Genomic DNA, 21,577 nt, shown 5'->3' on the forward strand with positions numbered 1-21,577 from the left:
TAATAGCCGTGGTTTTTATTCGGATATTAATTCATGACAGATAAGCTCAAATGGCCTGATGCCGTTACCGACCTCCACAGTGTGCTGGATATGATGCGCTGGGCCATGAGCCGCTTCAACGAAGCCGGTTTGTATTTCGGCCATGGTACCGACAATGCCTGGGATGAAGCGGTGTGCCTGGTATTGCAGGTGTTGCATTTACCTCAGCAGGATCCTGCTGCCTTGTACAATGCGCGTCTTACCCAAAGCGAGAAGCAGCAGATCGTAGAACTGGTGCAGCGCCGTGTTGAAGAGCGGATTCCGCTGGCTTATCTGACTAATCAGGCCTGGTTCTGTGGGCTTCCCTTTTATGTGGACGAGCGGGTATTAGTGCCGCGCTCACCCTTTGCCGAGATGCTGGTGAACCATTTCACCCCCTGGCTCGACTATGAACCTGATACGGTACTGGACATGTGCACCGGCAGCGCCTGCATTGCCATTGCCGCGGCGTACACCTGGCCCGACGCTCAGGTGGATGCGGTAGATATCAGCCCGGATGCGCTGCAGGTAGCAGATATCAATATTCAGGAACACGGCCTGGGCGAAAGAGTTTTTCCTATCCAGTCTGATCTTTATGCCAATCTAGGCGGGCAGCGCTATGACCTGATTATTGCCAATCCCCCTTATGTGGATGCAGAAGACATGGCGGATCTGCCCGAAGAGTTTCATCATGAGCCCGAGCTGGGTCTGGCAGCCGGTGAAGACGGGCTGGATCTGGTACATACCTTATTAAAAGAGGCACCCCAGCATCTGACCGAGCGCGGTTGGTTGTTTGTGGAAGTGGGTAACTCCATGGTGCACATGGAGCAGCAATACCCCGAGCTGCCGTTAAGCTGGCTGGACTTTGAACAGGGCGGTTTGGGCGTTTTTGCCATTAGCCGTGCCGATCTGGTGGCCTATTGGAATCAACAAGCAGGATAGAGAATAAAGCAACACTATGGCTGGAAATCATTTTGGAAGACTCTTTACCGTTACCACCTTTGGCGAGAGCCACGGTATTGCCCTTGGCGGTGTGGTAGACGGTTGTCCCCCCGGACTGGAACTAAGCGAAGCGGATCTGCAAATCGATCTGGACAGGCGCAAACCCGGTACCTCACGCTATACCACGGCCCGTCGGGAAGACGATGTGGTGAAGATTCTATCTGGCGTGTTTGAAGGCAAAACCACAGGTACGTCCATCGGCTTGTTGATTGAAAACACCGATCAGCGGTCCAAAGACTATTCCAATATCAAAGATATCTTCCGTCCCGGCCATGCAGATTATACCTACCAGCAAAAATACGGCCTGCGCGATTACCGTGGTGGTGGCCGTTCCAGTGCCAGGGAAACGGCTATTCGTGTGGCGGCTGGTTCTATCGCCAAAAAATATCTGAAAGATAAATTGGGCATTGAGATTACCGGCTATTTGTCGCAGCTTGGCCCTATTGAACTGGCGCCGGTAGACCTGTCTATTACCAATGACAACCCGTTCTTCTGTGCCGATGCGGCCAAACTGGATGCGCTGGACGAGTACATGCGCGACCTGAAAAAATCCGGGGATTCCATTGGCGCTAAAGTCTCAGTAGTGGCCCGCCATGTGCCGGTTGGCCTGGGCGAGCCGGTATTTGACCGTTTGGACGCCGACATTGCTCACGCCATGATGGGCATCAATGCGGTCAAAGGCGTGGAAATCGGTGATGGTTTCGCTGTGGTTGAGCAAAAAGGCTCTGAGCATCGCGATGCCATGACACCCCAAGGCTTTACCAGCAATAGTGCCGGCGGCATTCTGGGCGGAATTTCCAGTGGCCAGGATATTCTGGTGCATCTGGCTCTTAAGCCTACCTCCAGTATCAGTGTGCCGGGCGAAACCGTTGATATTAACGGGCAGTCCGCCGAGATTATCACTAAGGGCCGTCACGACCCTTGTGTAGGTATTCGTGCGGTGCCTATCGCTGAAGCCATGCTGGCGTTGGTGTTGATGGATCACTTCCTGCGTCATCGCGGGCAAAACGCCGACGTTTGCTCACAAACACCAGTACTGCCGGGAAATCTGTCTGAGTAACCCCAGTCCCATAGGCCGTGGCCCGCTGATTTGGCTGGCCCTGGCTTACCTTTTATATTTCGGCCAGCTGGGGGTGTTAACTCCATATCTGGCTATGTTTCTGGATGGACGCGGCCTCAACTCGGTAGAAATCGGCCAGTTGCTGGCGCTTATTACCCTGACCCGAATTCTCGGCCCGAATCTGTGGGCTAATCTGGCCGATCGTAGCGGCAAAAGTTTACGCATCTTGCAAATTGGTGCGGCCCTGGCGCTGGCCAGTTTCTTTGTGATTTTTGTCGCGGATGGCTTCTGGGGCCTGACCTTGTGTTTTGGTCTGATCATGATGTTCTGGACCGCCATTATGCCGCAGATGGAGGTTATTACCCTCAACTCTGTGGCGGGGGATGCACACAAATACAGCCGTATTCGCCTGTGGGGCAGTCTGGGCTTTATTCTGCTAACCATTAGCGCTGGACGGCTGATTGACTGGTTTGGCACCGAAGTCTTGCTGGTCATCTGCCTGGCGTTACTGGCCGCTTTGTTGCTGGTCAGCACCCGATTACGTGAGCCCGAACAGCTGCCGGATAACTCGCCGAATACAGGCTCTATTTGGAGCAAGTTAAAAAGCCCGGTATTTCTCGGCTTTATATTGGCGTTATGCTTATTGCAGGTAGGGTTTGGCCCCTACAACAGCTTCTTTACCCTGTTTATGAAAGACCTGGGGTACAGCGGTATGCAAACCGGCCTGTTGCTGTCCCTTGGGGTATTAGCTGAGATCCTGATTTTTTTGAAGGCCGGCAGGTTAATTCAGCGTTTTGGCATCAAATGGATGCTACTTATCAGCCTGGCGTTAACCGTGGTCAGATGGACGCTACTGGCGAACTTTGCTCATCTGCCCTGGGTGCTGATTGCCACCCAATGTATTCATGCCGCCAGCTTTGGTTTAACCCACGCGACCGCTATTCAGTTTATTCATCGTTATTTTGGCCGCCGTTATCAAAGCCGCGGGCAGGCGCTGTATGTCAGTCTGGCGGGGGGCCTTGGCGGCGCTGTGGGCAACTTTGGCGCGGGCTTGTTGTGGCAGCAAGGGCAGGGCGCCACACAGGCGTTTTTAGCCGCGGCTATGGTGGTGGGTGTGTCGCTAGTGGTGATTCTGCTTATCCCCTCACGCCATCTGGAATGTTCATCCGAGCCAGCGCGCTGAGCTACAGTTTTATACAAAGCCCTACAACTCTCCACAGACCTCTCACAGCTTCCTGCTGATGCACTACTTATGCTGTTACCTGCACATTCATTAGCAGGAACATGCCATGCAGAATTTACCTTTTAAACTGTCGGCCATTGCGCTGACCGTTTTTGTCAGTCAGGGCTTGGGGGCACAGGAGCGCCTGGAAAAAATCGAAGTTGTCCACAAGCGCAGCAGTATCTTGTCTGAAATTACTGAAAGCAGTGAAAAGCTTGTCGCTATGCCTGGCGCCTTGGGCGATCCGCTGCAAGCGGTATTTGCCTTGCCGGGCGTGGTGGCCGCGGGTGGCTCCATGTCGTCACCGGCAGTGCGCGGCTCCTCCCCCAGCGATAACAGCTTTGAAGTAGACTTTATGCCCGCGGGTTATATTTTCCATGACTTTGGCAACTCTATTTTTAACAAGTACCTGCTGCAGGATTTTCAGCTTTATTCTGCGGCCTACGGTACCAGTTACGCTAATGTAACCGGCGCGGTGTTTGATGTGGCCTTGCGTAATCCCAAATACCAAGCCGTGAAAACAACGTTGGATTTCAGCTTGTTTAATGCCGGGGTGTTTGTGGAAGGGGCCATTACCGACAATCTGGCGTTTTATCTGTCGGCACGAAAGAGCATGTTGCCGTTTTTCTTTTCCGAGGGCGAAGAAATTGAGGATGAAGACGGCGAGAAAACCGGGGTAATCATTAATGACGCGCCGGATGACAATGACTACCAAGGCAAGCTGGTGTGGGAGCCCAATGGCAACAACCAGTTTAGTCTTTCCTTTACTGGCGCCAACGACAGCGCCGCAGCCAATTTCAGTCAACTGGCCGAATTCTCACTGAAAAATCCTGAGTATCAGGGGGATGCCAAATTTAAACGCGGCTTTAACAGCCAAAGCCTGATTTGGGACCACTTTGCCCAGATTTATCAATTCAAGTTGGGTATTGGCTCGCTTGCGGGGGATGAACGCCTGGAATACGGTAAACAAGCCACCGGCACAGACGGCTTTTTCCAGGATAAAGAAAACAAGCAACTGTCTCTCAAGGGGCGCCTTAATTATCGGCTCAATGCAAAGCATCACCTGCTGTTTGATGCTGGCTATTTTGACCACCAGGTGGTCTTTGACTACGACATGTTCTTGTATAACTGTACTGAGCTTGACCCGGACTGCGACCTGAAAAAAGGTGAGCGCATCACCGATAAGCACAAGGTGGATTACACCAGCCAGATGCTTGCGGCGTCACATATCTGGCAAATCAACGATGCGCTGCAATCGGAGCTCGGTGTGCAGTGGCACCGTAACGATTTGACTGACGAGAACTTTATCAACCCTCGCCTGGCTCTGCGCTATCAGTTAAATGACAGCAACCGTATTAACTTCAAGGCGGGTCGCTACAATCGTCTGCAGGATATTGAATATCTGGTAGAAGACATTGGTAACCCAGAGCTGGACTCGCAAACTGCCATGCATACCAGTATTGGCTATGAACAGGATTTGGCCGACGAGTGGAGCTGGTCAGTAGAAACTTACTATAAGACCATGGACAAGCTGCCGTTGGGACTCAGTGGCTACGGTGATGCGGACAAACTTTACAGCAATGAGGTGGACGGGCGAGCCTACGGTGTGGATCTGATGGTCAATAAAAATCGTACCGACCGCTGGTATGGCTGGTTTTCAGTAAGCTATGGCAAAAGTGAACGTACCGACCTGCGCGCCGATGTGACCCGCGATTATTATGCCGATACGCCTTTGGTGGTGAATGCGGTATTTAATTATCAGATTAACGAGCGCTGGAATGGTGGCTTTAACTTCACCGCTCGCAGCGGTCAGGCCTATACGCCAATTGTGGGGGTACGTGAAAATCCGGATTTTGACGGACGTTTCCTGCCCATTTACGGCGAGCCTTTTTCCGAGCGCTTTGATACATACAGTCGCCTGGATGTACGCTTTGAGCGGAAGACCGATTTCTTCGGTCTGGATGCCAAGCTGGTGCTGGAAGTGATGAATATCCTCGGTACCGAAAACATCAGCCATATTGATCTGGACTACCGTAAGATCAATTCCACCTCAGATCTTATCCTTAAAGAGGATGAAGACGACTTTGGTATGCGCCCCTCGATAGGTTTTAGTGTGACCTTTTAAGATGTTAGCCAAGGCGGTGATCCCCGCCTTGGCTGTATTGCTTGATTTGCCCCTGCCGACAACTTGGGTACAGCTCTTGGCAATGATACAATCCGCGCCGTTTTGTGGTTGTAGGGCTTACTCGTGTCAGACATGCATCAGGTGGAAGATTTAATTACCCTGTTTAACGGCCAGTTTGCCGCCAGTTTCAACACCCGTCTGGTGCGCGGTGAGCACGAGCCCTTATACCTGCCCGCCAATTCCCACACCCCTTATCATCAGGTAATTTTCGCCCATGGCTACTATGCCAGTGCCCTGCATGAGATTGCCCATTGGTGTCTGGCCGGCGCCAAGCGCCGCGAGCTGGAAGATTATGGTTACTGGTATTGCCCGGATGGCCGGGATGCGGTGCAGCAAGCCGAATTTGAAAAAGTGGAGATAAAACCCCAGGCCATTGAATGGGGGTTGTGCGCAGCGGCAGGTAAAGCCTTTCGCGTCAGTACGGATAACCTTAACGGCGTTGAACCGGATCGCGCCGCCTTTAGCCGCGCCGTGCAGGCCCAGGCTTTAAGTTATCTGGCCAATGGTTTCCCCCCCAGGGCCAGACAGTTTATGCAGTGCTTGCAGCAGTTTTATGCCACGCCTATCTTAAGCCCGGCCAATTTTACCCTGGAGCCCGCCTATGTCCTTTAAGCTTGGACTGATTATCAACCCTTACGCCGGTATTGGCGGTGCCTTGGCATTAAAAGGCAGTGACGGCAAGGCTATTCGTGAACAGGCTCTGGCCATGGGGGCGGTGCAACTGGCCCCTGAGCGCACCCGTCAGGCCCTGACACTACTGCTGCCTTATCAACGGCAGTTGCAGATAGTCACTGCATCCGGCCCCATGGGCGAAGACTTGTGCCGTGAGATGGGCTTTAGCACCCAGGTGATTTACCAAAGTCCTGCTCAGTCAGAAGCCGAAGATACCGAAAATGCCGCCAAGGCAATGCTAACCGAGCAGGTCGACCTGCTGCTGTTTGCCGGTGGCGATGGCACGGCGCGTAATATTTGCAGGGCAGTAGAAGACCGCATACCGGTGCTGGGTATTCCGGCAGGCTGTAAAATTCACTCCGGGGTGTATTGTGTTACCCCCAAAGCGGCCGGGCGGCTGGTGGAAATGCTGGTACAGGGCGAGCTGGTCAGTTTGCTGGAAGCCGATGTCATGGACATTGATGAGTCCGCCTTTCGTGAGGGCACAGTGCGTGCCCGCCGCTATGGCGAGATGCGTATTCCCAGTGAACTGCGTTATGTGCAGGCGGTGAAAATGGGCGGCAAGGAGTCCGATGAGCTGGTGCTGGAAGACATTGCTGCTCATGTGATTGAACAAATGGACGAGCAACTTTTTGTGATGGGCTCAGGCTCCACAGTTGCTGCGATAATGGCTGAGCTGGGATTGGAGAATACCTTGCTGGGCGTGGATCTGGTGCAGCACCAACAGCTTGTGGCCAACGATTTAACCGCCGCCCAGCTTCTGGACGCCATTGATGGCCACGAGGTTAAGCTGGTGATTACCTTAATCGGTGGTCAGGGGCATATTTTCGGCCGGGGCAACCAGCAGCTAAGCCCCAAGCTGATTCGCGCTATTGGCCGCGACAATATTTTTTTGGTGGCCACCAAGAGCAAGTTAAAGGCGCTGGGCGGCAGACCGCTGATTGCCGATACCGGCGATGCCGAGCTGGATAAGCAGTTAAGTGGCCTTATCCCCGTGATCACCGGCTTTCACGATGAAGTGCTTTACCCCGTGGCGTCACCCGATTAAGCCCGTACTATTTCCAGAGGAAACCGAAGTTATGTCAGAGCAGGCGTTTAACCAATTTGTTGATACCACCGAAAATGCCTTTGATCAGGCGGTGGTGCAGGGCAGTGATCACGAACTGTTTGTTTCCAGCTACTTAAGCGGGCATTTTTCCCTGGTGGTAGCCAAAGCCCTGACCCAGGCAAATTACTGTCTGGCAAACCTTGATACGGCTATGCAGCAGAGCCTAAACGATGCCTTTGCCAACAACGAGCTCGACCCTGCCGACCAGCAGCAAGTATTGGCCCTGTGGCAGCAATTGCTGACACAAGGCAGTTAACCATTTAGATCGAACACTTCAACTGCTGGCCGAGCATGGCGGCTGTGACCAGCGTCACGCCTTTGCTGGTGACGCGAAAACCGCGGGCCAGATCGTCGTCCTTGTTGATGCCGATTTGCGTGCCGTCGGGAATATCCACGCCGCGATCAATAATGGCTTTGCGGATATGGCAATGCTTGCCGATATGCACGCTGGGCAAGATCACTGAGTCTTCCACTTTCGAATAATCGCTGACTGTTACCTCGGAAAACAGCAGTGAGCCGCGAATACGGGCACCAGAAATCACGCAGCCGCCGGATACCATAGAGTTGGTGGCCATGCCTACCCGATCGCCATCTTCCAATACGAATTTGGCCGGGGGCTGCTGTACCTGATAGGTCATAATCGGCCATCTGTCATCGTACAGATTTAGCTCGGGTACCACCGAGATTAACTCCATATTGGCTTCCCAGAATGCATCCAGGGTACCCACATCACGCCAGTATGCGCGCTCGCCGGTATCCTGATTGCGAAAGGGGAAGGCGTAGACCTTGCAGCTTTCTATCAAAGACGGAATGATATTTTTACCAAAGTCATGCTCGGAGCTGTCGTTGTCGGCGTCTTTGACCAACTGATCAAACAAAAACTCGGTGTTAAATACATAGTTGCCCATGGAGGCCAGAGTCAGGTTGGCATCGCTTGGCAGTGGTGTGGGGTTGGCCGGTTTTTCATCGAATTTACGAATGCGCCAGTCTTCGTCAACCGTCATGACCCCATAAGCTCCGGCTGCTTCCTCGATGGGTACCTCAATGCAGGATACCGTCATATCGGCGCCGGACTCCACGTGGTAGGCGAGCATTTCTCCGTAATCCATTTTGTAGATATGGTCGCCGGATAACACCAGCACGTATTTCGGGGCCACAGAGCGGATGATGTCGATATTCTGGAAAATCGCGTCGGCGGTGCCTTTGTACCAGGCTTCTGAGGTGCGCTGAGAGGCCGGCAGCACATCAACAAACTCGCCCATATTCACATTCAGATTTGACCAGCCGCGCACCAGATGCTGGATCAGCGAGTGGGCTTTGTATTGGGTGGCTACGCCGATTTTCTTGATACCTGAGTTCAGGCAGTTGGACAGCGGAAAGTCAATAATGCGGAACTTGCCGCCGAAATACACTGAGGGCTTGGCGCGCCATTCGGTCAGTTCATGTAAGCGTGAGCCTTTGCCGCCAGCGAGGATCAAGGCATAGGTGTCGCGGGTGAGTCGGCTGATAAAACGCTGATTCTTGTCAAGCATCGGGATCTCCATCTGGGCAGGTCTGAATTGATAGCAAATTGGCCACGTGACAACACAAACACGCGCTGCACTTCCTGTGCATCCGTTTTCACCAATATAACGTTGAAGATCCGGCCTTGATAGTCACAGATAACAAAAAAGTGAAAAAATACAGCGGGCTAGATTTGTGGGGGGCTAAGGCTAGTCGTCGTTTTGTGACCTAGAGCCGGAACAACGCGAGTTAGAAAAACCACCAAGAAACGAAATGATCTGGCGCTACAGCTTTCTAACCCACTTCGTGTCCTCTGTGTTCTTTGTGGTGAGAAATAAATTCCTGATAACCACAAAGGGCACGAAGAACACGAAGGAATACAAGTGCCGGGGGCATAAACTCTTTTATCTTTTTTATCCTTTGAGAGCTTCGGGGGGAATAAATTCAAATTAACCACGAAAGGCACTAAGTACACGAAGGAAGAGATCTGCCTGGTTTTAGGCCTCTTTATCTCTTCGTGTTCTCTGCGTTCTTCGTGGTGAGATATTGTGACAATTATTGGTTGTCGGTAACCGGCTTACGCTGACAGTCGCGTATCACAAAGCGGTTGGGGCTAAGTGCGGCCAGTATGCTGTTGTCCAGCGGCAGCGGCTCGCCGGCAAGCTGACTGGCAAGGGTCTCGGCCAGAAGCGGCGCGCTGCAAAGCCCGCGGGAGCCAAGGCCAACAAAGAGATATAAACCCGGCAAATCGCATGCCTGCGGGTAGGTAATATCCTTTTTACCCAAATAAAGGTCGGCATAGTCCTGCTTTTGCCTGGCGACATCGGGCATAGCGCCCATCATAGGTAAATGGTCCGGCAAACCTAATCGAATGGAAGCGCGCCCCTGACCATCGGTCACTAGGCTTTGTGTCCAATCACAGTCACTCATGGCCTGACGATGGGTGTTGAGGTTTTGCTCGGCTTCGCTTTCACGATGCTCACAACTCATATCCATTTTTACGTAAGTGGACCCCAGCGCATGTCGACCCTCGAAGACTGGCGTCATATAGCCTTTGTGACAAAGCACGGTTTTAAGTGAAGCAATGGCAGCTTGGCTGGGGATATGTTCTACCTGGCCTCGCACGGGGCGAAGAGGCAGTGCATCAAACAGCGGCAAGTTCACTGACTCTGCTCCTGTTGCCATCACCACAACCGGATGAAGATCCTCGCTACCGTCCTGCCATCTTAATTGCCAACGCTTGGCGTCGACATCATAGTGGAGCTCTTGCAGTTGCTTGCTTTTTTGTACATTCAGCGCGTTTCCACATGCCGCCAATAGCGCCTGGGTCAGTGCCTGCGGGTTAATCCAGCCACCGCCTGCCATATGCAGTGCGGGATAAGGAATGGCTATACCGGCCAGTTCGGTGGCTTGCTGGGCATCTAGCGGTGTGATTAAGTCTTTTGGCCAGTGGCCTTTGGCCGCTAACTTTTGCAGTTTTTCCTGCAAGGCTGGTGTGAAGGCGATTTGCAGAACACCACAAAAATCATAAGGAACCTGATGGGGAGTTAATAAAGGCTGATACTCACGCCTGGCAAAATCAAAGGCCTGCGCGAGCAGACGGCTGGCCAGATTGTCATCCACGTGTAGCTGCGGATAGAAACCGCCCTGGCGATTACCAGACGCGCCATCAGCTATGCCTTGGCTGTACAGATTAACCCGATATCCACGCCGACATAGGGCATAACTCAAGGTTGCTGCTGCCAGGCCGCCGCCAACTATTGCAATAGTTTTAGCCGGGTTGGCACGTCGTTGAAACCAGGGCGCCTGAGTGGCGGCTTGATGCGGGGCTGCCAGGTGGCCGGCCAACATATCGCGCTTATGGCCAAAGCCTTTGCGTTTTTCCACGTGAAAACCAGCTTGCTGCAGACCGCGTTTGACAAAACCGGCCGCGGTAAAAGTCGCAAAAGTGCAATCTGGGCGGGCTAGACTGGCCATCTGCGTAAACAGTGACTCTGTCCACATGTCAGGGTTTTTGCTGGGGGCAAAGCCATCCAGAAACCAGGCATCGACTAAGCCTTGTTCCGGGCGATGCCACTGCGGTAGCAGGTCATGCAAGTCGCCGAGCCATAAATCCAGCACCACTTCGCCGCCAGGCACGGCAAAGCAAAGGCGGTGACAGCCACCGGTTAGATAAGGATAAGCTTGGATTAATTGCTGGCTGTACGCGTCCAACTGCGGCCAGTGGGCGAGGGCACGGGCCAAATCTTCTCGGCTTAAAGGAAACTTTTCGGTGGAGATAAAATACAGTCGGTTAAGGGGCGACTGGGGTTGCTGGCGGCGAAAATCTGCAAAGGCAGCAAAACTGGCAAGAAAATTAAGACCTGTGCCAAAGCCGGTTTCGGCAATGGTAAAGTGCCGGGACATTGCATTATGCCAACGAGCAGGTAACTGATTGTTGTGCAAAAATACGTAATGGGTTTCGGCCAGACCATCGGCATTGGAAAAATATACATCGTCAAAGGCCTCGGCAACCGGAGTACCTTGTTGGTTAAAATGGATTTGGGCGGTTTCGATGGCCATGCAGGGTCTTTTATCAGTTCGCTAAGGGCGATATTCTACGCTATAGCCAGTTGGCAGTAAAAATGTGTCAGGCCTGATTTGTGTTCTTAGACTATTGTCTACAGGCCACCGATGGAACGGAACAAATACGCTGTTTGTACGTCACAAAGAGCAGACCAGTTATGTCGAGAAAATCATTACCATAAGGACACTTTTTCAAGTGAAGGTATCAAAATGAGAAGAGCCGTGATTACCGGTCTGGGCGTGGTGTCCAGCATAGGTAACAATAAGCAGCAAGTACTGGAATCCCTGCAGCAGGGCAAGAGCGGCATCCGCCACTCCCAGCAATTCGTCGATATGGGCCTGCGCAGCCAGGTGTGGGGCAATATCGAGCTGGATGTCAGCGAGCATATCGATCGTAAGGCCTTGCGTTTTATGGGCGAAGCGGCCGCCTATGCCTATATCGCTATGCAGCAGGCCATTGAAGATGCCGGCCTGAGCGAAGAGCAGGTGTCGAATGTGCGTACCGGCCTGGTGGCTGGTTCCGGTGGTGCATCATCTAAAAATCAGGTGGAAGCCGCGGATATCCTGCGCGAGAAAGGTGTTAAGCGGGTAGGTCCTTATATGGTGCCTCGCACCATGAGCAGCACAGTGTCAGCCTGTCTAGCCACCCCTTTTAAGATTAAAGGTATTAACTACACCATTTCTTCAGCCTGTGCGACCAGTGCTCACTGTATTGGCCATGCATTGGAGCAGATCCAATTAGGCAAGCAGGACATCGTATTTGCTGGTGGCGGTGAAGAAGTGGATTGGACACTGGCCATGCAGTTTGACGCCATGGGCGCGCTGTCGACCAAATATAACGAAACGCCGGATAAGGCATCTCGTACCTATGATGCAGACCGTGATGGTTTTGTTATCTCAGGTGGTGGCGGTATGGTTGTTGTGGAAGAGCTGGAGCATGCGCTGAATCGCGGTGCCAAGATCTACGCTGAAATCATCGGTTATGGTGCCACCTCCGATGGCTACGACATGGTGGCGCCGTCGGGTGAAGGCGCGGTGCGTTGTATGCAACAAGCCATGCACGGTATCGAAGAGAAAATTGACTATCTGAACACCCACGGTACCTCCACGCCAGTTGGTGATGTGAAGGAGCTGGAAGCCATTCAGCAGGTGTTCGGCGGCAGGTCACCGGCTATCAGCGCGACTAAGGCCATGACCGGTCACGCATTGGGTGCGGCAGGTGTACATGAAGCCATTTACAGCTTACTGATGCTGGAAAACGGCTTTATCGCGCCATCGGTTAACGTTGAGAATCTGGACGAAAAGGCGGCTGGTCTTGATATCGTTACCGAGCCACGTCAGGCACAGCTGAATACGGTGATGTCCAACAGTTTCGGTTTTGGCGGTACTAATGCCACGCTGGTGCTGCGTCGCTACCAGAAATAAGACTAATTAAGTCAGAAAAAGGCAGCATTTAGCTGCCTTTTTATTTCCAGCTCAACGTTATATTGCTTGGCATCGCATGGACATTTTTCCTCCGTGCTGTTATAGTCCGCACCTCTTTTTTGGCATCCGTCGGTCGGTGCCTGTCTAGCGAATCCCAACCCAAATTCCCCAGACGCTATTATTTTTCCCGCCTAAGACCGTGTCAGTGCCTTTGCACTGAGTAGGCCGGTTACGGAGTACAATTTTGAATTCATTTGACGAGCTTGGCCTGTCGGCCGAACTGCTTCGTGCTGTTTCCGAACAAGGTTACAGCCAGCCAACCCCTATTCAGGCGCAGGCCATTCCGGTGATCCTGGACGGACGCGATGTCATGGGGGCGGCGCAAACCGGTACGGGTAAGACCGCCGGTTTCACCTTACCTTTATTACAACGTTTAAGTGCATTGCGCCCCGCGCAGGGGGCAAAACCGGTGCGCGCATTGGTTTTGACGCCAACCCGTGAACTGGCGGCGCAGGTGGGCGACAGTGTCGCTGATTACGGTAAATATCTGCCACTGAGCAGTGCCGTGATTTTTGGTGGGGTGAATATTAACCCGCAAACCGCGGCGCTAAAACGTGGTGTGGATATCTTGGTAGCCACGCCCGGACGTTTGTTGGATCACGCTAATCAACGCAATGTGGATCTGTCTAAACTGGAAATTCTGGTGTTGGATGAAGCGGACCGTATGCTGGATATGGGTTTTATTCACGATATCCGCCGGGTACTGAAATTACTGCCCGCCAAGCGCCAGAACCTACTGTTTTCAGCTACCTTCTCTGATGAGATCAAGGCTCTGGCTGATGGCCTGTTAGACCAACCTGTGTTGGTGGAAGTGGCCAGACGTAATACCGCTTCCGAGGCGGTTGCCCAGACTATCCACCCGGTAGATAAAGATAAGAAACGCCAGTTACTTTCTTACCTGATTGGCTCTAACAATTGGAAGCAGGTGCTGGTGTTTACCCGCACTAAACATGGTGCTAACCGTCTGGCTCAGCAGTTGGAAAAAGACGGCCTTACTGCGGCGGCTATTCATGGCAATAAAAGCCAGGGCGCGCGTACCAAGGCGCTGGCTGATTTTAAATCCGGTAAGGTAAGAGTGCTGGTGGCCACCGACATTGCCGCCCGTGGTCTGGATATCGATCAGTTGCCACATGTGGTTAACTTCGAGCTGCCTAATGTACCGGAAGATTATGTGCATCGCATTGGTCGTACTGGTCGCGCTGGCAATGTTGGCGAAGCGGTATCCTTGGTGAGCGTGGATGAAAACAAACTGCTGCGTGACATTGAGAAACTGATTAAACGCGAGCTGCCTAAAGCGGTCATTCAGGGGTTTGAGCCAGATCCTAACGCTGTGCCTGAGCCAAAGGAAAAACCACAAGCGCGTCCACCTCGTCGTCGTTTGGGCGAAAAACCCAGACCACAGGGCAGTGAGCGCCCGAGCGGCGAGCCGAATCGTCGCCGTCGTCGTCGCACTAAACCGAAAAATCCAGCCTCCCAGGCGGCCTGAACCCTCAGATCGGACTGGTAATTCAAGTATAAGTGGGCAAAATAGCGGACTTTGTCGTCCGCCTGTTTTGCCCATGCATATCTATTGTGAAGATTCCCTGTTGTACGCCCGCGAGTATTTTGCCGGGTGGGGAGAGTTACATTTCTTTAGCGGCCGTAATCTGGATCCGCAAACCCTGGCTGATGCCGATATCCTACTGGTGCGTTCTACGACCAAAGTGGATGAGAGGCTGCTTAGTCACTGCCCAAATTTGAAATACGTAGGTACGGCCACAGCCGGTACTAATCATATGGACCTTGCTGCGCTAGAAGCGCGCGGTATTGCCTATGGTTCTGCTGCAGGTTGCAATGCCATTGCGGTGGCCGAATATGTGATAAGTAGCTTGCTTGTTTTGGCTGAGCAGCAAGGCTGGCAACTTAAAGACAAGCAGGTTGGTATAGTGGGTGCCGGGCATGTAGGCAGCCAGTTGGATGCTAAACTAAAGGCCATTGGGGTTAACACCCTGTTGTGCGACCCGCCGCTGCAGGCCCAGGGCGATAAGCGGCCGATGGTCGATATCGATGCCATTATGGCCTGCGATATTATCAGTTTGCATGTGCCGCTGGTGGAGGATGGAGCGCATCCCACCCGTTTGCTGTTTGATAAACACCGTTTAAGTGCGCTGACTGATCAGCAAGTGCTGATCAACGCCTGTCGGGGTGAAGTGCTGGATAATCAGGCGCTACTAAGTCTGTATCAACAAGGCAGACAATTTACGACTGTACTGGACGTGTGGGAAAACGAGCCTGATATTCTGACCGAGCTGCTGCCTTATGTCGCGCTGACCAGCGCCCATATCGCCGGCCATACCCTGGAAGGTAAGGCCAGAGGCACCTGGATGCTTTATCAACAACTGGCTGAGCTGTTTGATTTACCTTGTGAGCTGTCGCTGAACTCGGTTTTGCCTGCATCTGAGTTTGCTCCTGTATCGCTTGCTAGTCTGGAGCAGCAACAAGTGGCGAATATGGTGCTTAGCGTGTACGACATTCGTCGTGATGATCAGCAGTTCAGAACTCTGGTAAACAAGCCGGGCGGCTTTGAATATATCCGCAGGCACTATGCTATTCGAAGAGAATTTGCTGCATTGCAAGTTAGTGCTGGAAATTCTGCGGTGAAAAAGGCAATCTGCGGGCTCGGCTTTAGTCCAAAGCCGGATACTCTTTGATCAGCGTAGCTGATCGTCAGGCTTGACCTCAACTAAGGAGATTAAACAGAAAATGTCACGAGCCTTTGATGTTGCCGTTTTAGGTGCTACCGGCCTGGTAGGCCAGCATATGATCGAAATCCTTGAACAGCGGGATTTCCCGGTTAACAAACTTTACCCACTGGCCAGCTCTCGCTCTGCTGGTGGTACGGTGAGTTTCAAGGGTAAAGACGTGACAGTTCTGGACGCCGACACCTTTGATTGGTCACAGGTGCAGCTGGGTTTCTTCTCAGCCGGTGGCAGTGTGTCTGCAAAGTTCGCTCCCATTGCCGCAGAGGCCGGTTGTGTGGTTATCGACAATACCTCACAGTTCCGCTACGAACCCGATATACCTTTGGTGGTACCGGAAGTGAATGCCCATGCGCTGGCAGATTTCCGCAATCGCAATATTATTGCCAATCCAAACTGTTCAACCATTCAGATGTTGGTGGCCCTGAAGCCCATTCATGATGCTTTTGGTATCAGTCGTATCAATGTTTGCACCTACCAGTCGGTCAGTGGTGCAGGTAAATCAGCGATGGAAGAGTTGGCCAGACAAACCGCAGACTTGCTGTCCGGCCGTGAAGTAACGCCAAAAGCCTTCAGCCGCCAAATCGCCTTTAACGTGATCCCGCAGATTGATGTATTCATGGACAATGACTACACCAAAGAAGAAATGAAGATGCACTGGGAAACGCAGAAAATCATGGGTGATGACAGCATTATGGTGAATGCCACTGCTGTACGTGTACCGGTTTTTTATGGTCATGGTGAAGCCGTTCATATAGAAACTCACCAGCCTATTGATGCTGAAGCTGTCAAAGAGCTGTTGGCCGATGCGCCTGGTATTACGTTGATGCGTGAGCGTGAAGACTTCCCAACCCAGGTTGGCAATGCCAGTGGTAAAGACGAGGTATTCGTCGGACGTATCCGTAAAGATTACACTCATCCCAACGGTCTGAACCTGTGGGTGGTATCTGATAATGTACGTAAGGGTGCCGCAACTAACAGTGTGCAGATTGCTGAAGTGCTGATCCGCGATTACATGTAATTGCCGGTAGTCTGAATAAAAAAGGCCTGGAACCCTGTTCCGGGCTTTTTTGTATTTAAAATAGCTTAAATACGGCCGATATGGAGTAGTTGGCTTTATGGATCAGGGTTAGTATCTGGTTTATAGTTCGTGTTGGAATGCAACTTGCTGTATTTTTCTTGATGCATTGTAGAGTGGTAGTAATCCGGCGGGTTACTTATAAAAAGTGATAACTATTATATCTGCGCTAAGTACGAGCTGTGCGGGTGATTTGTTGGGGCGGCGAAGGACAAATATGAGAATACGACAGTTGCTGATGCTTTGTTTAGCAAGTTTTTTCTCCGTTACCCTGTCGCTGACCAGCTACGCTCAGTCTGTTGAAATTAAAGGCCCAAAGAACGCTACCCGCGAATACTCCGGTGTTGTTTACGGCCCTATTACCTCAGAAGATACCTTGTGGCGAATTGCCCAGCGTTATCGTCAGAATAAATCGCTGAGTTTGTATCAGGTCATGGTGGCCATTTACGAACTCAACCCCAACGCCTTTGAAAAGCAAAATCTGAATTTAATGGTAGACGGTGCCATGCTGCGCTTGCCCAGCGAGCAGTATATCGCCCGTATTGATGCGGCGTTGGCTAAGCAAAAAGCCGACCTCGATGAACTGGCACTGAAAAAGCCAGGCACCAATAACAGTGGCAGCAGTTCCGAACCGCAGCCCGGAAGTAGCCTGGTTACCCCCAAGAATGCTGCCAGTACCGATGAACTGGCAGAAACTCGTCAGGCCATCGAGGCAAAGCTTAGCAATATCGATCAGGAAAACCGCCAACAATTCGACAGTCTGAGGCAACAAATTGCCGCCTCTATTGATTCAGTGCAGGCCTTGCTGGATGAAAATAATCAGGTGCTGAAACGCCTGGACAAAGTCAATGAAGATATCGAAGCCTTACGTCAAAGCCAGGAACAGGACAAAACACAGCTTTCTTCATTACTAGCCCAGCAAAATGAACTGGTGGATTTTTCCCGCGAAATCAAAACCCAGCAGGAAGCCGAGCGTCAGCAAAGCTGGTTGAACAATCCCGCAACCTTGATTGGCGCAACCATGGTGCCGGCCCTGTTGTTGCTTGGCGGATTAGCCTTTTGGTTACGCCGTCGCAATCAAGCCAGCCAACCCGAACCTGTTTTAACCCAAGCTCCCGCCCCTGAGCCTGTTATCGAAGACAGTCCCATGGATGACCTGTCGGATGCCCTGGCCGATGAACTGTCCGGTGAGCTGGAGCAAGAAGACAATGACGAAGATCTATTTGGTGAAGAGCTGCTTGATGATGTGCTGACCGACGAGTTGGAAGAGTCGTTGGATGCGGCCTTAGGCGAAGAGTTTGATGACTTCCAGGAGCTCGCGGATGAGATGCTGGTACCTGAAGAAAAAGTCAGACAGCCTGAGACGGACGTTGGTGGTGGCCTGCTTGACCAAAGTGAGCTGGATGATTTGTTTGGTGAGGAGCAGGAGCTGCTCGATGAAGTGAGTGATCTGGATGATGGGCAGTCCATCGATCTCTCCGAAGTGGAAGATGTGAAAACGCCGCCGGCCGCTGAACCTGCTGAAGATGACTGGGATGCCGCCTTAGAAGAACAATTAGCCTCAAGCAAAACTGATGAAAAGCCGGAGATAAGCATCGACGAGCTGCTGGATGAGCCTATGGCGCAAACGCCACAGGCGGATGATGATGGTTTCGACCTGGATGAATTCAGCAAGAATGAGTCACTGAGCGATGAATTAATTGAGCAGTTGGATCATGAAATCGCCAGTCAGGGTAAGCAACTGGATGAATTAACCGATGAACTGCTGATGGAGTTGGAGCAAGCCGATAATCTGCAAGATGATTTGGCCGATGAGCTGCTTGCTGAGCTTGAACAAGGAGAGGAACAGTTACTCTCCGATGAACCCGACGAAGCAGAACCTGAACCGCAGGCGCAGCCGTCATCTGAAATGGATGACCTGTCAGATGAACTGTTAAATGAACTGGAAGCCGAGCAGCCGCTAGCTGATGAACAAGACGTGCAGATGGACGAGGCTGATGAACTAATGTCTGCTGTTGCAGAGCCAGAGCCAGAGCCAGAGCCAGAGCCAGAGCCAGAGCCAGAGCCAGAGCCAGAGCCAGAGCCAGAGCCAGAGCCAGACGACATTGAACCGCAAAGTGAACTGACAACTGATGAAGTAGCCTTGTCTTCGGAGCAGGCTGAAGAACTGGACGCTATGCTGTCCGAAGATTTTGCCCATGAGCAACCCGACCCGCTGGAAAATGAACTGGCAGAATTTGAGCAAGCACTGGAAGCCTTCGAACAGGAAGACTCACCCGTCGAGCCGGAAAGTGTTACTGATGCGCAGCCGCAAGATTCAGATGAAATTGATGAGCCGACGACACAGGCTGATGAACCCGGTTTAGATGAGATTCTTGACGATGATGCCCTTGAGCAGGCACTGGCCGACATGGCGGATGAGTCGTTGTCTTCTGATGAATTAGCCAAAGAGCTGGATGAGTTGCCTGCGCTGGGAGATTGGCTGGAAGGCAAAAAGCGCCCCGATGCTGCACCTGTTCAGGAAGATGAGCAGTTATTGAATGAGCTGGAGTCCTCTGATTTCGATGAAATGCTGGAGTCCATCGAGTCTGCTGATGCGGCCGAAGAAGCCGAGCAGCATGAGGTTTCAGATAGCAGCGCTGCTGACGAGGAGCAAGAGCTGGATTTGGAAGCTCTGCTCAATGAGCATCTGCAGGATCCTGAACCACCTAAGCCCTTGGCGGAATCCGAAGATGATTTTCTGGATATCGATGCGCTGCTAAGTGAGAGTGTCGAGGCAGAAGAAGAGCCGCAAAGCGAAAAAGCCCTGAACCTGGATGTGGATCTCGACCAGTACGCCAGCGTCAAAGATGATGAAGACCGGGTTGATGTGGACGAAGACAGCGGTATGAGTGCCAAGCTTGACCTAGCCCGCGCCTATTTGGAAATGGATGATAAGGACTCAGCCATTGAATTATTGCAGCAGGTCATCGATAAAGGCAGCGATGACCTGCAACGTGAAGCCCAGAACATTCTGCAGGAACTAGCCTGATCCTTTGATGATTGAGAGGTTTTAACCGCCTTGTATATTCCTGATATACTCCGGCCTCTTTTCATGGTGGAGTAGCGGCATGCGGATTGCCCTGGGCATTGAATACGACGGTTCCAAATACTACGGTTGGCAGCGCCAACGGGAAGTTAATAGCGTTCAGCAGGAACTGGAAACCGCCTTAAGCCGTATTGCTGACCAGCCCATTGAACTGGCCTGTGCCGGCCGCACCGATGCTGGCGTGCATGCGACCGGACAGGTGGTGCATTTTGATGTAGATAATCCACGCGCCATGCGTGCCTGGACGCTGGGAATGAATGCCGCGTTGCCGGATGATATTGCGGTTAAATGGGCAACCCAAGTACCGGATGACTTTCACGCACGTTTTTCTGCCACCGCCAGACGTTATCGTTACGTTATCTATAACCATCCATTGCGCTCCGGCATTTTGCGCCAAGGCGTAACCCACTACCATAGCGAACTGGATGTAGCGCGAATGAATAGCGCCGCACAATGTTTGCTGGGCGAGCATGATTTCAGTGCCTTCCGTGCCGCCATCTGCCAGTCTAAGTCGCCTTTTCGTAATGTGACGCATGTAGCCCTGCACCGATTGGGGGATTATGTGGTGCTGGAGATTCAAGCTAATGCCTTCTTACACCATATGGTGCGTAATATTACCGGCTCCTTGCTTGAAATTGGCAGTGGACGGCGTCATGTAGAATGGTTAGAAGCCTTGCTGATTGGCAAAGACCGCAGCCAGGCAGCAGCAACGGCCAAGCCGAACGGGCTATACTTAGTGGATGTGAGTTATCCAGATGAGTATCAGTTGCCTGCTGTCGTGCCAGGTCCTTTGTTCTTGCCTGTTCAGCTTGGATAAGCAGGGGCTTAACTTCTAAGACCAGTTAATATTTTTGGTCGAACCAGGATTTATGCTCTAATAGCGCAAATTTATAGGGAACATGCCCGTTGTTGAGGGCGTGTGACCAGGCGGCAAGTGTGTCGGCCACTAAATTATCAGGCAGCGCAGGGCGTTGCATAACAGCAGGAATAACGGTTTCATGAGCTGGATTCAGAAAATACTTCCCCGTACTCAACAGTCATCTTCCGCGAAGGCTAATGTGCCTGAAGGGGTATGGACTAAATGTTCAGAGTGTAACGCAACCCTGTACAAGCAGGAGCTGGAACGTCAGTTGGAAGTTTGCCCTAAGTGCGACAACCATATGCGCATCAGTGCCAGAGCGCGTATTGACAGTTTTCTTGACCAGGGTGAACGTGTGGAGCTTGGCGGTGATTTAGAGCCGCAGGATATTCTTAAATTCAAAGACTCCAAAAAGTATAAAGAGCGTATCGCTTCGGCGCAAAAAGCCACTAACGAGAAAGATGCATTAGTGGTGATGAAGGGCAAACTGCACGGCAAACCTGTGGTGGTGGCCGCCTTTGAATTTGCCTTTATGGGCGGCTCTATGGCTTCTGTTGTCGGCGCCCGCTTTGTTAAGGCCGTTGAAGCCTGTTTGGAACACAATTGTCCTTTGGTGTGTTTTTCAACCAGTGGCGGCGCGCGTATGCAAGAAGCTTTGCTGTCGCTGATGCAGATGGCGAAAACCAGTGCCGCACTGGCTAAAATGAGTGAGAAGGGCCTGCCCTATATCTCGGTTCTGACTGACCCGACTATGGGTGGTGTGTCCGCCAGTTTAGCTATGCTGGGTGACGTTAACGTTGCCGAGCCTAAGGCGCTGATAGGCTTTGCCGGCCCCCGCGTAATTGAACAAACCGTACGTGAGAAATTGCCACCGGGCTTCCAGCGCAGTGAGTTTTTGTTGGAAAAAGGCGCCATCGATATGATCGTTGACCGCCGCGAAATGCGTGACCGACTCTTTGGTCTGCTCGACAAACTGCATCACTCAAACTGATTT

General features: G+C 52.1%; 16 protein-coding genes. 14 read left to right on the plus strand and 2 right to left on the minus strand.

Annotation, left to right across the window (positions count from 1 at the left end):
• Positions 1 to 33 precede the first annotated feature (33 nt).
• The 7 genes from prmB to KJY73_RS05260 all read left to right on the plus strand — a co-directional run bounded on the left by prmB (position 34) and on the right by KJY73_RS05260 (position 7,523).
• Positions 34 to 960, plus strand: coding sequence for a 50S ribosomal protein L3 N(5)-glutamine methyltransferase (gene prmB, locus KJY73_RS05230; protein WP_214340952.1), 927 nt, complete (start codon positions 34 to 36; stop codon positions 958 to 960).
• A gap of 16 nt (positions 961 to 976) precedes the next feature.
• A complete protein-coding gene (gene aroC, locus KJY73_RS05235; protein WP_214340955.1) occupies positions 977 to 2,080 on the plus strand; it encodes a chorismate synthase in 1,104 nt (367 codons plus the stop codon).
• Between the two features lie 34 nt (positions 2,081 to 2,114).
• Complete coding sequence (locus KJY73_RS05240; protein WP_332874175.1) at positions 2,115 to 3,263, plus strand: MFS transporter; 1,149 nt, start codon at positions 2,115 to 2,117, stop codon at positions 3,261 to 3,263.
• A 106-nt stretch (positions 3,264 to 3,369) separates the two neighbouring features.
• Positions 3,370 to 5,427: a TonB-dependent receptor plug domain-containing protein gene (locus KJY73_RS05245; RefSeq protein WP_214340957.1), complete on the plus strand. Its 2,058-nt coding sequence runs from the start codon at positions 3,370 to 3,372 to the stop codon at positions 5,425 to 5,427.
• Positions 5,428 to 5,559: 132 nt separating this feature from the next.
• A complete protein-coding gene (locus KJY73_RS05250; protein WP_214343261.1) occupies positions 5,560 to 6,099 on the plus strand; it encodes an elongation factor P hydroxylase in 540 nt (179 codons plus the stop codon).
• Entirely contained in the window at positions 6,089 to 7,207 is a 1,119-nt protein-coding gene (locus KJY73_RS05255) for an ATP-NAD kinase family protein (protein ID WP_214340960.1), read from the plus strand. Before KJY73_RS05250 ends, KJY73_RS05255 begins: the two co-directional genes overlap by 11 nt.
• Before the next feature lie 31 nt (positions 7,208 to 7,238).
• A complete protein-coding gene (locus KJY73_RS05260; RefSeq protein ID WP_214340963.1) occupies positions 7,239 to 7,523 on the plus strand; it encodes a YfcL family protein in 285 nt (94 codons plus the stop codon).
• A 4-nt stretch (positions 7,524 to 7,527) separates the two neighbouring features.
• On the opposite strand, the gene glgC is transcribed toward KJY73_RS05260, so the two are convergent.
• Positions 7,528 to 8,799, minus strand: a complete 1,272-nt coding sequence (gene glgC / locus KJY73_RS05265; protein ID WP_206592776.1) for a glucose-1-phosphate adenylyltransferase — start codon at positions 8,797 to 8,799, stop codon at positions 7,528 to 7,530.
• Positions 8,800 to 9,325: 526 nt separating this feature from the next.
• On the minus strand, positions 9,326 to 11,332 hold the full coding sequence (mnmC, locus tag KJY73_RS05270; RefSeq protein WP_214340966.1) for a bifunctional tRNA (5-methylaminomethyl-2-thiouridine)(34)-methyltransferase MnmD/FAD-dependent 5-carboxymethylaminomethyl-2-thiouridine(34) oxidoreductase MnmC: 2,007 nt from the start codon (positions 11,330 to 11,332) through the stop codon (positions 9,326 to 9,328).
• A gap of 213 nt (positions 11,333 to 11,545) precedes the next feature.
• Here mnmC and fabB point away from each other — a divergent pair, with 213 nt between their 5' ends.
• The 7 genes from fabB (at position 11,546) to accD (ending at position 21,574) form a co-directional block, all read left to right on the plus strand.
• A complete protein-coding gene (gene fabB / locus KJY73_RS05275) occupies positions 11,546 to 12,760 on the plus strand; it encodes a beta-ketoacyl-ACP synthase I (protein WP_206592778.1) in 1,215 nt (404 codons plus the stop codon).
• A gap of 244 nt (positions 12,761 to 13,004) precedes the next feature.
• Positions 13,005 to 14,306 carry a DEAD/DEAH box helicase gene (locus KJY73_RS05280; protein ID WP_214340969.1) on the plus strand — a complete coding sequence of 434 codons (1,302 nt, stop codon included), beginning with the start codon at positions 13,005 to 13,007 and terminating at the stop codon, positions 14,304 to 14,306.
• A 73-nt stretch (positions 14,307 to 14,379) separates the two neighbouring features.
• On the plus strand, positions 14,380 to 15,510 hold the full coding sequence (locus KJY73_RS05285) for a 4-phosphoerythronate dehydrogenase (RefSeq protein ID WP_214340972.1): 1,131 nt from the start codon (positions 14,380 to 14,382) through the stop codon (positions 15,508 to 15,510).
• A gap of 52 nt (positions 15,511 to 15,562) precedes the next feature.
• Complete coding sequence (locus KJY73_RS05290) at positions 15,563 to 16,579, plus strand: aspartate-semialdehyde dehydrogenase (protein ID WP_214340975.1); 1,017 nt, start codon at positions 15,563 to 15,565, stop codon at positions 16,577 to 16,579.
• Positions 16,580 to 16,853: 274 nt separating this feature from the next.
• Positions 16,854 to 19,667 carry a FimV/HubP family polar landmark protein gene (locus KJY73_RS05295; RefSeq protein WP_214340978.1) on the plus strand — a complete coding sequence of 938 codons (2,814 nt, stop codon included), beginning with the start codon at positions 16,854 to 16,856 and terminating at the stop codon, positions 19,665 to 19,667.
• Between the two features lie 79 nt (positions 19,668 to 19,746).
• Positions 19,747 to 20,541, plus strand: coding sequence for a tRNA pseudouridine(38-40) synthase TruA (gene truA / locus KJY73_RS05300; RefSeq protein WP_214340980.1), 795 nt, complete (start codon positions 19,747 to 19,749; stop codon positions 20,539 to 20,541).
• Positions 20,542 to 20,722: 181 nt separating this feature from the next.
• Positions 20,723 to 21,574, plus strand: coding sequence for an acetyl-CoA carboxylase, carboxyltransferase subunit beta (gene accD / locus KJY73_RS05305; protein ID WP_214340982.1), 852 nt, complete (start codon positions 20,723 to 20,725; stop codon positions 21,572 to 21,574).
• Positions 21,575 to 21,577: the final 3 nt, after the last annotated feature.

It is taken from the genome of Bowmanella yangjiangensis, assembly GCF_018531185.1.
Classification (GTDB): domain Bacteria; phylum Pseudomonadota; class Gammaproteobacteria; order Enterobacterales; family Alteromonadaceae; genus Bowmanella; species Bowmanella yangjiangensis.